Origin of the sequence: Corynebacterium sp. (assembly GCF_030532715.1) — a bacterium.
In the GTDB taxonomy this organism is placed as follows: domain Bacteria; phylum Actinomycetota; class Actinomycetes; order Mycobacteriales; family Mycobacteriaceae; genus Corynebacterium.
The window spans coordinates 236,887-250,166 of record NZ_JAUNKO010000005.1; the positions used below are offsets into that span (position 1 = coordinate 236,887).

Consider the following 13,280-nt stretch of genomic DNA (forward strand, 5'->3'; position numbering starts at 1 on the left):
CCCTGCCTAGTTGTTGACGCGCGAGATATAAGAACCGTCGCGGGTGTCAACCTTGAGCACGTTGCCGGTCTCAATAAACAGCGGCACCTGAATCTCGGCACCGGTTTCCAAGGTCGCGGGCTTGGTGCCACCGGTAGAACGGTCGCCTTGCAAACCAGGATCGGTGTGCTCCACCTTCAACTCCACAGACACCGGCAGTTCGGCGAACAGCGGTTCGCCCTCATGGAACGAAACCTGCACCACAGTGTTCTCCAGGAGGAACTTCGCACCGGCACCCATGAGGTGCGGGGCAACCTCGATCTGGTCATAGGTTTTATCGTCCATGAGCACGTAGTTGGTGCCGTCGTTATACAGGTAAGTCATGTCGCGGCGATCCACCGTCGCGGTTTCAACCTTGACGCCAGCGTTAAAAGTCTTGTCCACAACCTTGCCGGAGACGACGTCCTTTAGCTTCGTGCGTACAAAGGCGGGACCTTTACCCGGCTTCACGTGCTGGAACTCTATGATTTGCTGGAGCTTGCCCTCAAGCTTGAGCACAAGGCCGTTTTTAAAATCAGCGGTGGTTGCCACTGGGTCTTTCTCCCTACATAACAATGGTGCAATTGAGCCCCCCCCAATCCTACACCACAAGCAGCTGTTTACTTATTTTGGTGATAATCTCCGGCGCCCCGTTTGTAATGATCAACGTATCTTCGATTCGAACCCCACCTTTACCAGGTACGTAAATACCCGGTTCGATCGTCAGTGTCATACCGGGTTCCAACGTTCCCGTGCCGGTCACCGCCGCCGTTGGGGGCTCGTGCACATCCAAACCAATCCCATGGCCCGTGGAATGCACAAAATACTCCCCGTAGCCCGCGGCGGTAATCACGTCCCGACAGGCACGATCCACATCCACCAACGCCGTACCCGGTGTCGCCGCGGCGACACCTGCCAGCTGCGCCTCCAACACAATGTTGTAGATCTCGGCGGTGAAGTCCGTGGTGTGATCCATGATCACGGTGCGGGTCATGTCGGAATTAAACCCAGCCATGTGCGCACCAAAATCGATGGTGACCAGATCCCCCGGCTCGAGTACCCGTCGGCTTGCCCCGTGATGCGGCTTCGCAGAATTCGGCCCGGAGGCAACAATCGTGTCAAAGCTGGGGCGTTCAGCGCCGAGCTTGCGCATCCGATACTCCAGGTCGGCGGCCACGTCGAGTTCCGTACGGCCCACGGCGATTTCCCCCGCAGCCAGGAGATCTTCAAACGCTGTCACGGCTAATTGCGCCACTTCACGCAAGCGATCAAGCTCCACGGGGTCTTTGATCAGGCGGATGTTTTCCACCACGTCCGTCACTGGTACTAGGGTGACGTCCTCGCCACACGCTTGTTGCAGGGCGTCGAGCTCCGCCACGGACACGTACGCCGCCTCGTATCCGACTCGCCGCGGGCCGGTGATTTTTTGCAGCAACGCCGCGGCGCTTGGCCGCTCGATGATGGCCTTAATGTCCGGCACTTCCTCCGCGATTTGCGTGGTGTAGCGGCCGTCGGTGGCAATCGACGCGCTCAAATCCTTGTTCACCAGCAGCGCTGCGTTCGAGCCGGAAAACCCGGACAAGTATCGGACATGCGTTAAGTGGGTAATCAACATCGAATCGATGCGCTGACCGGCCAACGCCGCGGCAAGGGTGCGGCGGCGGGTGGCAAAACGGGTATCGGCAAGAAGTGTCATGTTTTTACTGTACCGGCTTCTCGCCGCACACGTACTCTAATGCCAGCAGGTATCCGCGCACGCCAAGGCCTGCGATAACACCCCGCGCGATGGGGGAAATGTAGCTGTGTTGACGGAAAGGTTCCCGCGCATGCACGTTCGAAATGTGGACCTCAATCACCAGGTCTAATTCCACGAGGGCGTCACGCAACGCTACTGAGGTGTGTGTCCAGCCGCCAGGGTTGATAATCACGGGCCGACCGTGGTCCGCAGCGTCGTGCACCCACTCGATGAGCTGCCCCTCGTAATTGGATTGCAGGAAGCTGACCTCCACGCCCAACTCCGCCGCTTTGGCGCGCACGCTCGCCTCCACGTCGGCGAGGGTGTCGGCGCCGTAAATTTCGGGTTGCCGCTTACCCAGGCGATCCAGGTTGGGGCCGTTTAACACTACAACATGCATGGTTTGCTAATCCGTTCGTAGGCTTCCTGGAGGCTGGCCACGCTGGGATCCTCCAAGCGGGTGGTATCGCCGGGGCCAGTAAGCGCCACGAAGCGCAGCTTGCCCTCCCGGTTTTTCTTATCGCGCCCCATGCCAACCAAGAGTTCGTCGAAGCAACCTGCCTCATAGTTCACCGGTAACCCAATGGAACGCAGAATGTTGCGGTGGCGGTCGACGAACGCGGCGTCGATAAGCCCGTGGACGTTGGCGAGTTCGGCGATGAACATCATCCCCACCGCCACCGCGTTGCCGTGACGCCAGCGGAACGCCTCCCGCAACTCAACCGCGTGCCCGAACGTGTGTCCGTAATTGAGGATTTCGCGGAGGCCGGACTCCTGGAGATCGGCGGCCACCACGCGAGCCTTGACGGCGACGGAACGAGCGATCAGCTCCGGCAGGTACCCGTCCACACGCAGGCAGGCAGCGGGGTCCGACTCATACAATTCGAGGATCACGGGATCCGCGATGAAACCAGTTTTGATGATCTCCGCGGAACCAGCAATCAATTCCTCCGCCGGCAAGGTCCGCAAAAAGTCCAGGTCAATGCATACTGCGGCGGGCTCGTGGAAGGCCCCCACCAGGTTTTTCCCAGCATCGGTATTGATGCCGGTTTTCCCGCCGACCGCCGCGTCAACCATCGCCAACAGCGTCGTGGGCACCTGAATCACGTCAATGCCGCGCATCCAACACGCAGCGACGAACCCCGCCAAATCCGTTACCGCTCCCCCGCCAAGCCCGATGATGACATCGCGCCGCCCCATGCCGAGTTCACCACATTGTTCCCACAGCTCGCCGGCGACGGTGAGGGTTTTCCCAGCCTCCGCGTCCGGCACCTCCGCCGCATACACCGAGCGGCCCGTAGCCCGCAGCGCGTCTGCAAGCTGGTCAGCCGCGGCAGCCAGGGGCTCTTGGTGGATGATCAACACATTGCGGCATTCGGCGCGCACCGCAGCCACGATCTGCGGGGTCACCCCGTGATCGATCGTGACGTCGTAAGGGGAGGCTCCGGTCACGGAGATCACGGTCATGGGTTAAGTGTCCTTTCCGGGGGTATCCATGTGCGTTTCCAGGTAGTTCAGTACGTCCGTAACCACCTGTCGGGGGGTGCGCCCGTCGGTGCGCGCACGGTACCCCGCAACTTCACGGTACAGCGGTGTGCGCTCCTGCAGCAGCTGCCGGTACCGTTGTTCGGGGTCGGCCGCGGCCAACACGGGCCGCGAATCATCCGCCGAGGTGCGCCGCACGCCTTCCTCCGCGGACACGTCCACCCACACTACGCAATGCTCAGCGAGCAGGTCGCGGTTGGCTTCGGTGACCACCGCCCCGCCCCCCAAACTGACCACACCACTCGTGCCCAGCGCTTCGGCAACCTTGCCGGCCTCCAACTCGCGGAAACCTTCTTCCCCAAGGTCGGCGTACACTTCGCCGCACGGGCGCCCGGTTGCCTCCTCAATAAGATGATCGGAATCCACCAGCGTGGTGTTGAGGGCGTGCGCCAGTCGCCGCCCAATGGTGGATTTTCCAGCCCCGGGGGGCCCTACCAGAACTACGCGTGGCGACATTAAAACTCCAAACGGTGGTGCACCTGTTGAAGGTAGCAATCAATATTGCATTTGGTTTCGGCGAGGCTGTCACCGCCGAACTTTGCCAAGACGGCGCGGGCGAGGACGAGCGCAACCATAGCTTCCGCCACCACACCCGCCGCAGGCACCGCACACACATCCGAACGCTGGTGGATTGCATTGGCCGCAGCCCCCGTGGCCAAATCCACCGTTTTCAGCGCGCGCGGCACCGTGGAAATCGGTTTCATAGCGGCCCGCACCACCAGCGCCTGGCCGTTGGTCATGCCACCTTCCAGGCCACCCGCACGATTGCTCAGCCGCGCAATCTCACCGGCTTCATCACGGACCATTTCGTCATGCGCTTGGGAGCCGCGGCGGCGCGCGTTGGCAAACCCTTCGCCGATTTCCACACCCTTAATCGCCTGAATGCCCATGACGGCGGCCGCGAGCTGCGCGTCGAGGCGATCCTCCCCGGATACGTGGGAGCCCAATCCGATGGGCAGGCCATGCACCACTACCTCAACCACACCGCCGAGGGTGTCCCCGGCCTTTTTCGCGGCTTCAATCTCGGCAATCATGCTGGCCTCGGCGTCGGCGCCGAACGCGCGCACTGGGGAGGCGTCGATGCGCTCAAGGTCGGCGAACTCGGGCAACGGGCCAGTGTAAGGATCCGAATCACCGATGGAAACTACGTGCGAAACCACCTCGACGCCGAGCGCCTCCCGCAGGAAGTTACGGGCCAGCGTCGCCGCGGCGGTGCGGGCGGCGGTTTCCCGGGCAGAAGCCCGCTCCAGCACGGGACGCGCCTCCGCAAACCCGTATTTGATCATGCCGGCAAAGTCGGCGTGGCCGGGGCGCGGACGCGTCAACTGGGCACCGCGGCCGGAGCTAAACGCCGCGGCAACCTCGGGATCATCGGTGTCCACGGGATCGGAGTTCATCAGGGTGGTCCACTTCGGCCACTCCGTGTTTCCGATCATGATTGCTACCGGGCCGCCCATGGTGAACCCGTGGCGCACGCCCCCGAGCACCGTCACCTCGTCGGCCTCGAACTTCATGCGCGCCCCACGGCCGTAGCCGAGGCGCCGCCGCGCAAGCTGGGCGGAAATGTCCGCACGAGTGAGCGGTACCCCCGCGGGCATATGCTCAACCATTGCGACGAGCGCCTGACCGTGGGATTCACCAGCTGTTGTCCATCGAAGCATGTTGTGTATTGTGTCACGAACACACCGCCCAATAAAACACGACCCCCCAATTAAAAGCCGCACAAACAAACCCCAAACGTTGCGGCAAGCATGCCCGGCCCGTGCGCGACAACCCGCTGGCCTGTGGCCACACCGACCACCACCGTGACTAGCGACGCCCCACCTACCGCCACACACCACCCCAACACCCCGTTCGCCGCGGCAACAACGCCGAGCGATGCGGCCAGCTTAATATCTCCGCCACCGAACCCCGGCAAGACCAGATAGATGCCCGCCCACGCCACACCACCGAGCAGCCACCACGGTTGTTCGGAGACCGCCCACACCGTGACGGCCACGATGGCCGGCACCGTGAACACGTCCGGCAATCTACGAAAACAAGTGTCAATCCCGGACAGGATCACGGCCCACACAATGATGGCCACCCACACCCCGATGCATCCCCTTGGTTTTGCTGCTAGCTACCGCGCCTCTTCCAACGCTTTCAGCATAGCTCCCCGCGGAGCGGCATGCCCGGTGAACTGCTCAAACTGGCAGAACGCCTGGTGTGCCAGCATCACGTGCCCACCCACCGCAGGCACCCCACGTCGCTGGGCGGCACGCACCAGTGGTGTGGGCCATGGATCATAAATCACATCCAGCACGGGTTGGGCTGCCAGCTCGTCTTCCATGCCTTGGATCGCCGCCGAGGGCACGGTAGAAATCACCACATCGGCACCTGCCACTTGCGCAGCAGCCGCAGCCGACAGCGGGCGCAATGCAAACCCCACCCCCGGCACCAACGGCTGTAGCTCGGCGGTTTTATCGGAACGGTTCAACACCGTGATGTTGCGAAATCCAAGCTGTGCGAGGGCCCACAACGCGGGGCGGGCGGTACCGCCGCCGCCGACTACGATCGCGTGCTCCCGTGCGCTCACCCCAAGCTCCGCGAACGCTCCGGCAACACCCTCACAATCGGTGTTGTCCGCCCGCCACCCGCTCGCGGTTCGCACGAGGGTGTTTGCGCTGCCGATGGCGCGCGCCCGCTCCGTAGCGGCGTCAGCGAATTGCAGGGCCGCGAACTTTCCGGGCATGGTCACGGAAAGCCCGACGTAGGCATCGTCGGCTCCGGCCACCACCCGCGACAGAGCGGCTGCGTCGCATTCGATCCGGCCGTAATCCCAGTGCGTCAGGCCCAACGCGGCGTAGCCGGCGTTGTGCAGCACCGGCGACAAGGAATGCTCGATCGGCTTGCCCAGCACTGCGGCGCGGTGGGTGATCATCGATTACTGTCCAACACGCCGTTGTGGATTGCCTGATCGGTGTCGGCGATATGCTCCTCGAAGGTGTTGTTAAACACCGTGGTGCCGTCCTTGTCGATGGTGACGAAGAACAACCAATCACCCTGTTCCGGATTCTCCATCGCTTCGATGGCTTCGATGGAGGGCGAGGCAATCGGAGTTTCCGGCAGCCCATCCTTGGCATAGGTATTCCAAGGCGTGACGCGCTGTCGGTCTTCGTCCGTGGTGGCGATTTCCTGCTCGGTGACGTCATAGTTCACCGTGGAGTCAAACTCCAAGCGCATCGGCTTGTGCAGGCGGTTCAAAATGACGCGCGCCACCTTGGCAAAATCATTTTTCGGCGCTTCCCGCTCGATGAGCGACGCCGCGGTCAGCAGCTCGTACGGCGACAACCCGACCGCCTGTGCGCGCTCGACGATGCCAGTCTTGTTGTACTCTTTCGCCGAATCAGAAATCAGGCGGGTAAGCAACGAGAGCGCGTCGTCTTCCGGGTTGATCACGTACTCGCCTGGGGAGATCATGCCCTCCAGTCGTTTCGGATCGTCGCCGCGGGCGGTCACCTGCTGCAACGCCCAATCCGGGACGCCGAGTTCAGTAGGCGGGGTTTGCGCAGCGACTCGTTGCAACTCAGCAACCTGAATGCAGTTTTTGCTGCCTTCCGTACAGGTTGCATCAGAAATTTGACGCAAAATTCCCAGCCTGGTTTGCCCACCAACAACTTTGACGTCCATGAGTGTTGCGCCGCCAGGTACGTGCAGCGTAGGCACCCGGTTAGCGGGATCTAAGAGGGCCGCTACCGCGGACTCAGCGCTCATTTCTTTCTGCACCCGGTACACACCAGGTTTCACACTGCCTGCGTCGGGGTTGCTATTAGCCGCCATTTGGAAAGCGCCGTTGGTTTGCACCACGCCGAGTTCCACCAGTTTGGGGCCAAGTTCGGAAATGCTGGACCCTTCTGGGATCTCCACCGACACCTGTTCGCCGTTGCCGGTACCCACGAAATCGCGTGTGCTTGGTGGGTTGGTGCGCATGTACCCGATGTACACCACTGCACTGATGATTAGAATCAACGTAGCAATGAGAATTGCGATGCCGCGCTGCCGGCGTTTCGCGTACGTTGGTTCCTTACGTAGCCTCATGATCGCCTTCCTGCTGTCGGAGGTTTGCAGCCCTTCCATCCAGCCAAGATTGTAGGATTTCCACCGCCGCAGCCTGATCGACCACACTACGACCTTTACGAGAGTTTACGCCGGAAGCCTGCAAAGCCCGGGTAGCCACAGCGGTGGTGAGTCGCTCATCACACATTCGAACTGGGAGCCCAGTGCGACGTCGAACCCGAAATGCAATTTCCTCCGCGTGCCGAACGCTTTTGGAACCGTTGCCCTGAAGATCGCGCGGCAACCCCACCACAATTTCAACCACTTCGTAGGAGTTCGCAAGCTCCACGATGCGGTCAATGTCGCCTTGGTCTCGACCCTTAAAACGGCTGAGACGGCGAACCGTCTCAACCGGGGTGGCGAGCATGGCGCTGCGGTCTGACACCGCCACCCCGATCCTTACGGTACCCACATCGAGGCCAAGGCGACGCCCCAGCCCGGGATCATCTTCACCAGGGGTATCAGCTAAAACTTTCATAAGGCGCAGGCTACAGGTTCTCTAGTTCCTTGACCACCGCGGCAAACGCGGCATCTAGGCCCGAGGCGTCACTGCCGGAGCCTTGTGCCATATCAGGTTTCCCGCCACCGCGACCACCCACGTGCGCACCAAAAACGCCCACAAGGTGGCCCGATGCCACACCTTTGGCGATGGCATCCTTCGTTGCCGCGACCACAAACGGGACCTTGTTGCCTGCCGCCGACGCTGCCAACACCACTACACCCGGTTTGTTGCCAAATCGACTTTTCAGATCCATTGCCAGTGTCCGCAAGTCGCCTGCGGGGGTGCCCTCGGGGAGCTTTGTGGCGATCACTTCCACGCCGCCTATGGTGCGCGCCGAAGCCATGTACTCCGCGCTGCCGGCGAGGAGCTGTTGGCGGCGCAGCTGCGCGATTTCCTTTTCCGCATCCTTCAGCTTCTCGGTCAGCGCGGCGATCCGGTCGGGCAGCTCCTCGGAAGGGGCTTTCAGGGCGGTGGCCAACCCGGCGGCTAAGGCGCGTTCCCGGGACAGGTAGCTGAAGGAATCCAAGCCGGAGTACGCCTCGATGCGGCGGGCGCCGGAGCCAATGGATGCTTCACCCAACACTGCCACGGGGCCAATTTGGGAGGAGTGGCTGACGTGGGTACCGCCGCAGAGTTCCATAGAGAACGGGCCGCCGATTTCCACCACGCGCACCTGATCGCCGTAGTTTTCACCGAACAAGGCCATTGCGCCCATCGCTTTCGCCTCGTCCAGGGACGTTTCGATCGTATTGACCGCCCAGTCGTGGTCCACGGCCTCGTTGGTCACGGTTTCGATGCGCTGCAATTGTTCGGGGGTGAGCGCTTGAGTCCACTGAAAGTCAAAACGCAGGTAGCCGGGTTTGTTCATGGAACCCGCCTGTACTGCTGTTGGCCCCAATACCTCGCGCAACGCGGCGTGGATGAGGTGGGTTGCGGTGTGCGCTTGGCGGGCGGCGTGCCGCCATTTCGGGTCCACGCTGGCCACCACATCAGCTCCGACGGCCAGGCCACCGGATTCTACGGTCGCCTTGTGTACCCACAGTTTCTTACCGATCTTTTGCACATCGTTGACGCGCAGCACCGTGTCTTCGGTGCTGATCAGGCCGCGGTCACCAAGCTGGCCGCCGGACTCGGCATACAACGGGGTGACGTCGAGGATGACCTCCACCTCTTGTCCTTCGCTGACTTCGGTGAGCTGCTGGCCGTCGGCAAGCAAGCCGAGGACTCTGGCGCCCGAAGCAAGCTCAGTAAAACCGGTGAATTCGGTCGGGTGTTCGTCCACAAACTCGCGGTAGACGGACAGGTCCGCGTGCCCATGCTTCTTCGCCTGGTTGTCCGCCTTCGCCCGCGCGCGCTGCTCGGCCATGAGCTTGTTGAAGCCCTCTTGGTCCACATCAAGCCCAGCTTCGGCGGCCATTTCCAACGTCAGGTCGATGGGGAACCCGTACGTATCGTGCAGGGCGAACGCCTGCGCCCCCGCCAACGTCGATGCGCCGGAAGCCTTCACCGACTCCGCCGCCTCTTCGAACAAGCGTGTGCCGGACTCGAGGGTGTGCAGGAAGGACTTCTCCTCTGCAATCGCCACCTGCAAAATGCGCTCACGGTGCGTCGCAATCTCCGGGTAGGACGGGGTCATGGTGTCCATGATGGTGGTCATGAAACGGCCCATGGTTTCCCCCGTCGCACCCAGCAAGCGTGCGGAGCGAATGATGCGGCGCAGCAACCGGCGCAGGATATAGCCGCGCCCCTCGTTGCCCGGTGTCACGCCGTCGAGGATGAGCATCATGCCGGTGCGCGAGTGGTCAGCGATCACCCGGAAGCGCACGTCGTCTGAGTCGCGGCGCCCATAGGTCGCCCCGGTGAGTTTTTCGGCCTCGTCGATCACCGGTCGCAGCAAATCCGTTTCGTACACATTATCGACGCCCTGCAGGATGCAAGCGACGCGCTCCACGCCGAGGCCCGTATCAATATTCTTCTTTGGCAAGTCACCAAGAATTTCGAAGTTATCTTTACCGATGCCTTCCCCGCGTTCCTTTTCCATAAACACGAGGTTCCAGATTTCTAAGTACCGCGAATCGTCAACAATCGGCCCGCCTTCCTTGCCGTACGCTGGGCCGCGGTCGTAGTAAATCTCGGAACACGGACCACACGGGCCCGGCACCCCCATCGACCAATAGTTATCGGCCATGCCCAACCGCTGAATACGCTCCGCAGGCAACCCCGCCACGCGCTGCCAAATTTCCGCGGCTTCGTCGTCATCAAGGTACACCGTCACCCACAATTTCTCCCGGTCAAGGCCGTAACCGCCCTCTTCCACCGGGTTGGTCAGCAACGCCCACGCATGCTCGATCGCACCCTGCTTGAAATACTGGCCAAAGGAGAAATTACCCGCCATTTGGAAAAACGTATTGTGGCGGGTGGTAATGCCCACCTCTTCAATATCCAGAGTACGCACGCATTTCTGAATGGAAGTTGCAGTTCCGCTGGGAAAAGGCGGGGTTTGCTGGCCCAAAAAATACGGTTTAAACGGGACCATGCCGGCGTTCACAAACAACAAGTTAGGGTCGTCGAGGATCAGTGACGCGCTGGGCACTTCCTGGTGGCCAGCGGCAACAAAGTGCTGAATAAAGCGCTCCCTGATCTCATGAGTCTGCACGGCAGTAATCCCTCGCTTTGGGTAAAGTCAACAGTTCCAGCGCATCACTTTACCTTGTGCGGGACAAATACCTAGGCGCAGGCACCGCTTACAATCACAGCAAGCCACCCCAAGAACTCGCACAAACGTTTCTCAGCTGGCAGTGGGCACGCCACAGGTTGCCGCACCTCACGGCGCGACTCACTCGTTAGCTCCCCCGCACGATCCTACGAAGCCTTCCCAGAAATTCGTGGAGGCGTTTCTCGGATCCGTGGGTGGTCGGTTGGTAATACACCGCATCATCTAAACCTTCGGGAAGGTAGCGCTGCTGAACGATTCCACGCGGGTCGTCGTGGGGGTAACGGTAACCCACAGCATGCCCGAGTTCCCGTGCGCCCGCATAATGCCCGTCGCGCAGGTGTGCGGGAACGGGGCCGATCCGGCCGGCGCGAACATCGGCTTGGGCGGCATCGATGGCGGCATACACCGCGTTGGACTTCGGCGCGGTAGCCAGGTGAATTGTTGCCTGCGCGAGGTTGAGTCGCGCCTCCGGCATGCCAATGAGCTGTACCGCTTGGGCGGCGGCGACGGCGACTTGCAGCGCAGTGGGGTCGGCCATGCCGATGTCTTCGCTAGCGTGAATGACCAATCTGCGGGCGATAAACCGGGGGTCCTCCCCCGCTTCGATCATGCGCGCCAGATAATGCAAGGCGGCGTCCACGTCCGAACCGCGAATCGACTTTATGTACGCGCTGGTGATGTCGTAGTGTTGGCCGCCGTCGCGGTCGTATTGCACGACCGCACGGTGCACATTTGCGCGCACCGCCTCTACGGTAAGTTCGCCTCCGTCTTCGATCGCTTCGGCGGTTGCTTCGATGTACGTCAGCGCACGCCGCGCGTCTCCCCCAGCGAGTGCGACGAGTTGCGCGATCGCTTCGTCGGTGGCGCTGATCCGCCCACCAAGTCCACGTTCATCCTCCAATGCACGTTCGAGCAGTGTCCTAATCGCCGCATCATCCAATGGCTGCAATTGCAACATTAAAGAGCGCGAAAGCAACGGGGAAACCACAGAAAAGGAGGGGTTTTCGGTGGTGGCGGCTACGAGCAATACGGTGCGGTTTTCTACCGCCGCAAGCAACGCATCCTGTTGCGTTTTGGAAAATCTGTGCACTTCGTCGATAAACAGGACGGTGCGGTGCCCGTGCACAAGGTCTCGGCGCGCCCGATCAATCACCTCGCGGACTTGTTTCACCCCGGAGTCAAGCGCGGATAACGCCACAAACCTATCGTCCGTATCCGCACTCATGAGCGAAGCGATGGTTGTCTTCCCGGTCCCCGGCGGGCCGTACAAAATCACGGACGCTTCGCCACGGCCTTCGATTAAGCGCCGCAGAGGCGTGCCCGGGCCGAGGAGATGCTGCTGCCCCACCACCTCGTCTAGGGTGCGGGGCCGCATGCGCGCGGCGAGTGGGGCGTGGGCACCTGGGTGAAAGTAGTCGGCTGCCTGCGGCTTCTGCTGTTCGAACAGGGAATCCTGCGTCACTGTTGCGAAAGCCTCGCCACCACCGCGCCGGCGAACTCCTCGACTGCCGGGAACCGCGAGTCCGCACCCCGCGCCGCAAACCGGGCGAGCGCCTCGAAGGTTTCCAACAAATCGCGTCGCGCTTCGTCCGCATGGCGCAGCACCGCGCCCAACACGTCGAAATCTTCTTCTAGTGACGCGGTCACCAGCGCGGTTTCCTCGGCGCTCGGCCCTTCAACCGCGCCCGCCACCGCCTGACTCATCGAGCCGTAGTACAGGTATGCGACGCTGGCCATGGCCCAGCCGATCAGGGCGGTAACAATGCGCGCTTGCAGCCGCACAGCGTTGTTCACGTTCGGCCACATCGAACGCACTTCCTGCACCCATGCGTCGATAAACACATCGGCTTCCTCATCAGTGATCGGCCGCGCGGAGAGGTATTGCGGGAATCCGGCAACCACGCACGCCACGTCGAACGTCGCATCGCGGAACCCGGCCCATTCATAATCCAAAAACTGCGTGCCATCCGCCAACAAAATATTGTCCGGCGAGATATCAAACGGCGTGAACGCGCGGTGCTGCCCGGAAGCCAGGCGCCGCTGGGCGTCGCGCGCAAACGCGTGCACAACGTCCGGAATGCGCAGCCCGGCGGATTCCAGCAGGGTCACCCCTCGATCAATCGAACTGGTAAGCGTGGTATCGCGCAGTTCGTGGACGTCCGCGGACGTCGGATACCGGCCCAACATGCGGTTAAGCAAAATATCAAAATGGGGCTCGCGGTGCGCAGTGCCGGCGTGCATCTTCCCAATAGCTTGGCCAAGGGTGCGCAACACATGCAGCCGGTGCTGCGCGTCGTCGTTTTCCAACAGTTCCGCAAACGTCTCCCCATCGCCGCAATCGGAAATCACCACCATTCGGCGGTCAATGTCGTACGCCAGCAAGATCGGGCCGGGCCGCACGTCCTCCGGCAGTGACGTAGTGAACTGGTAGGACACTACTTCCCGAATCAGCGCGGCGTCATCAATCCGGTCGCCGGTCGCGGGCACAAACTTGATCACCACCGAGCGTTGTTGCAACAGCGGCGACGGCGCCACCCGCGCCCGCAAAACAGTTGCGGTGCCGGAGCCGCCCAACTGCTCGTATTCTTGCAACACCTGATTGCCGCCGAAGCGTTGGGAAAGCAGCTCTTCGGCGACGGAAATGATTTCTTGAGGCGTGCGCATTA

The 13,280-nt window shown here is 61.7% G+C and carries 13 protein-coding genes; all 13 read right to left on the reverse strand.

Going from position 1 to position 13,280, the window contains the following annotated elements:
• Positions 1 to 6 precede the first annotated feature (6 nt).
• The 13 genes from efp to Q4D83_RS09665 all read right to left on the reverse strand — a co-directional run bounded on the left by efp (position 7) and on the right by Q4D83_RS09665 (position 13,278).
• On the reverse strand, positions 7 to 570 hold the full coding sequence (efp, locus tag Q4D83_RS09605) for an elongation factor P (protein ID WP_303175075.1): 564 nt from the start codon (positions 568 to 570) through the stop codon (positions 7 to 9).
• A 49-nt stretch (positions 571 to 619) separates the two neighbouring features.
• Positions 620 to 1,714, reverse strand: coding sequence for a Xaa-Pro peptidase family protein (locus tag Q4D83_RS09610; RefSeq protein WP_303175077.1), 1,095 nt, complete (start codon positions 1,712 to 1,714; stop codon positions 620 to 622).
• 4 nt (positions 1,715 to 1,718) lie between these two features.
• Positions 1,719 to 2,153, reverse strand: coding sequence for a type II 3-dehydroquinate dehydratase (gene aroQ, locus Q4D83_RS09615; protein ID WP_303175079.1), 435 nt, complete (start codon positions 2,151 to 2,153; stop codon positions 1,719 to 1,721).
• Positions 2,141 to 3,220 (reverse strand): 3-dehydroquinate synthase, encoded by a 1,080-nt coding sequence (gene aroB / locus Q4D83_RS09620; RefSeq protein WP_303175080.1) that lies wholly within the window; start codon positions 3,218 to 3,220, stop codon positions 2,141 to 2,143. The genes aroQ and aroB overlap by 13 nt, the downstream gene beginning before the upstream one ends.
• A 3-nt stretch (positions 3,221 to 3,223) precedes the next feature.
• A complete protein-coding gene (locus Q4D83_RS09625) occupies positions 3,224 to 3,754 on the reverse strand; it encodes a shikimate kinase (protein ID WP_303175082.1) in 531 nt (176 codons plus the stop codon).
• The gene (gene aroC, locus Q4D83_RS09630; RefSeq protein WP_303175084.1) at positions 3,754 to 4,959 is read right to left on the reverse strand and encodes a chorismate synthase; all 1,206 of its coding nucleotides are present in this window, start codon (positions 4,957 to 4,959) and stop codon (positions 3,754 to 3,756) included. The genes Q4D83_RS09625 and aroC overlap by 1 nt, the downstream gene beginning before the upstream one ends.
• Before the next feature lie 50 nt (positions 4,960 to 5,009).
• Positions 5,010 to 5,390: a prepilin peptidase gene (locus Q4D83_RS09635; RefSeq protein WP_368502210.1), complete on the reverse strand. Its 381-nt coding sequence runs from the start codon at positions 5,388 to 5,390 to the stop codon at positions 5,010 to 5,012.
• A 30-nt stretch (positions 5,391 to 5,420) separates the two neighbouring features.
• Positions 5,421 to 6,221 (reverse strand): shikimate dehydrogenase, encoded by an 801-nt coding sequence (locus Q4D83_RS09640; RefSeq protein ID WP_303175086.1) that lies wholly within the window; start codon positions 6,219 to 6,221, stop codon positions 5,421 to 5,423.
• On the reverse strand, positions 6,218 to 7,378 hold the full coding sequence (gene mltG, locus Q4D83_RS09645) for an endolytic transglycosylase MltG (RefSeq protein WP_303175088.1): 1,161 nt from the start codon (positions 7,376 to 7,378) through the stop codon (positions 6,218 to 6,220). Before mltG ends, Q4D83_RS09640 begins: the two co-directional genes overlap by 4 nt.
• Positions 7,365 to 7,874, reverse strand: a complete 510-nt coding sequence (ruvX, locus tag Q4D83_RS09650; protein ID WP_303175089.1) for a Holliday junction resolvase RuvX — start codon at positions 7,872 to 7,874, stop codon at positions 7,365 to 7,367. Before ruvX ends, mltG begins: the two co-directional genes overlap by 14 nt.
• Before the next feature lie 10 nt (positions 7,875 to 7,884).
• The gene (gene alaS / locus Q4D83_RS09655; RefSeq protein ID WP_303175091.1) at positions 7,885 to 10,554 is read right to left on the reverse strand and encodes an alanine--tRNA ligase; all 2,670 of its coding nucleotides are present in this window, start codon (positions 10,552 to 10,554) and stop codon (positions 7,885 to 7,887) included.
• A gap of 187 nt (positions 10,555 to 10,741) precedes the next feature.
• Positions 10,742 to 12,076, reverse strand: a complete 1,335-nt coding sequence (locus Q4D83_RS09660; RefSeq protein ID WP_303175093.1) for a replication-associated recombination protein A — start codon at positions 12,074 to 12,076, stop codon at positions 10,742 to 10,744.
• Entirely contained in the window at positions 12,073 to 13,278 is a 1,206-nt protein-coding gene (locus tag Q4D83_RS09665; protein ID WP_303175095.1) for a phosphotransferase, read from the reverse strand. The genes Q4D83_RS09660 and Q4D83_RS09665 overlap by 4 nt, the downstream gene beginning before the upstream one ends.
• Positions 13,279 to 13,280 lie beyond the last annotated feature (2 nt).

What these genes read in the sequence shown, in the direction of transcription:
- Q4D83_RS09610 (WP_303175077.1), bottom strand. Translation starts at nt 1,714, where the DNA reads ATGACACTTCTTGCCGATACCCGTTTTGCCACCCGCCGCCGCACCCTT.
- aroQ (WP_303175079.1), bottom strand. Translation starts at nt 2,153, where the DNA reads ATGCATGTTGTAGTGTTAAACGGCCCCAACCTGGATCGCCTGGGTAAG.
- aroB (WP_303175080.1), bottom strand. Translation starts at nt 3,220, where the DNA reads ATGACCGTGATCTCCGTGACCGGAGCCTCCCCTTACGACGTCACGATC.
- Q4D83_RS09625 (WP_303175082.1), bottom strand. Translation starts at nt 3,754, where the DNA reads ATGTCGCCACGCGTAGTTCTGGTAGGGCCCCCCGGGGCTGGAAAATCC.
- aroC (WP_303175084.1), bottom strand. Translation starts at nt 4,959, where the DNA reads ATGCTTCGATGGACAACAGCTGGTGAATCCCACGGTCAGGCGCTCGTC.
- Q4D83_RS09640 (WP_303175086.1), bottom strand. Translation starts at nt 6,221, where the DNA reads ATGATCACCCACCGCGCCGCAGTGCTGGGCAAGCCGATCGAGCATTCC.
- mltG (WP_303175088.1), bottom strand. Translation starts at nt 7,378, where the DNA reads ATGAGGCTACGTAAGGAACCAACGTACGCGAAACGCCGGCAGCGCGGC.
- ruvX (WP_303175089.1), bottom strand. Translation starts at nt 7,874, where the DNA reads ATGAAAGTTTTAGCTGATACCCCTGGTGAAGATGATCCCGGGCTGGGG.
- Q4D83_RS09665 (WP_303175095.1), bottom strand. Translation starts at nt 13,278, where the DNA reads ATGCGCACGCCTCAAGAAATCATTTCCGTCGCCGAAGAGCTGCTTTCC.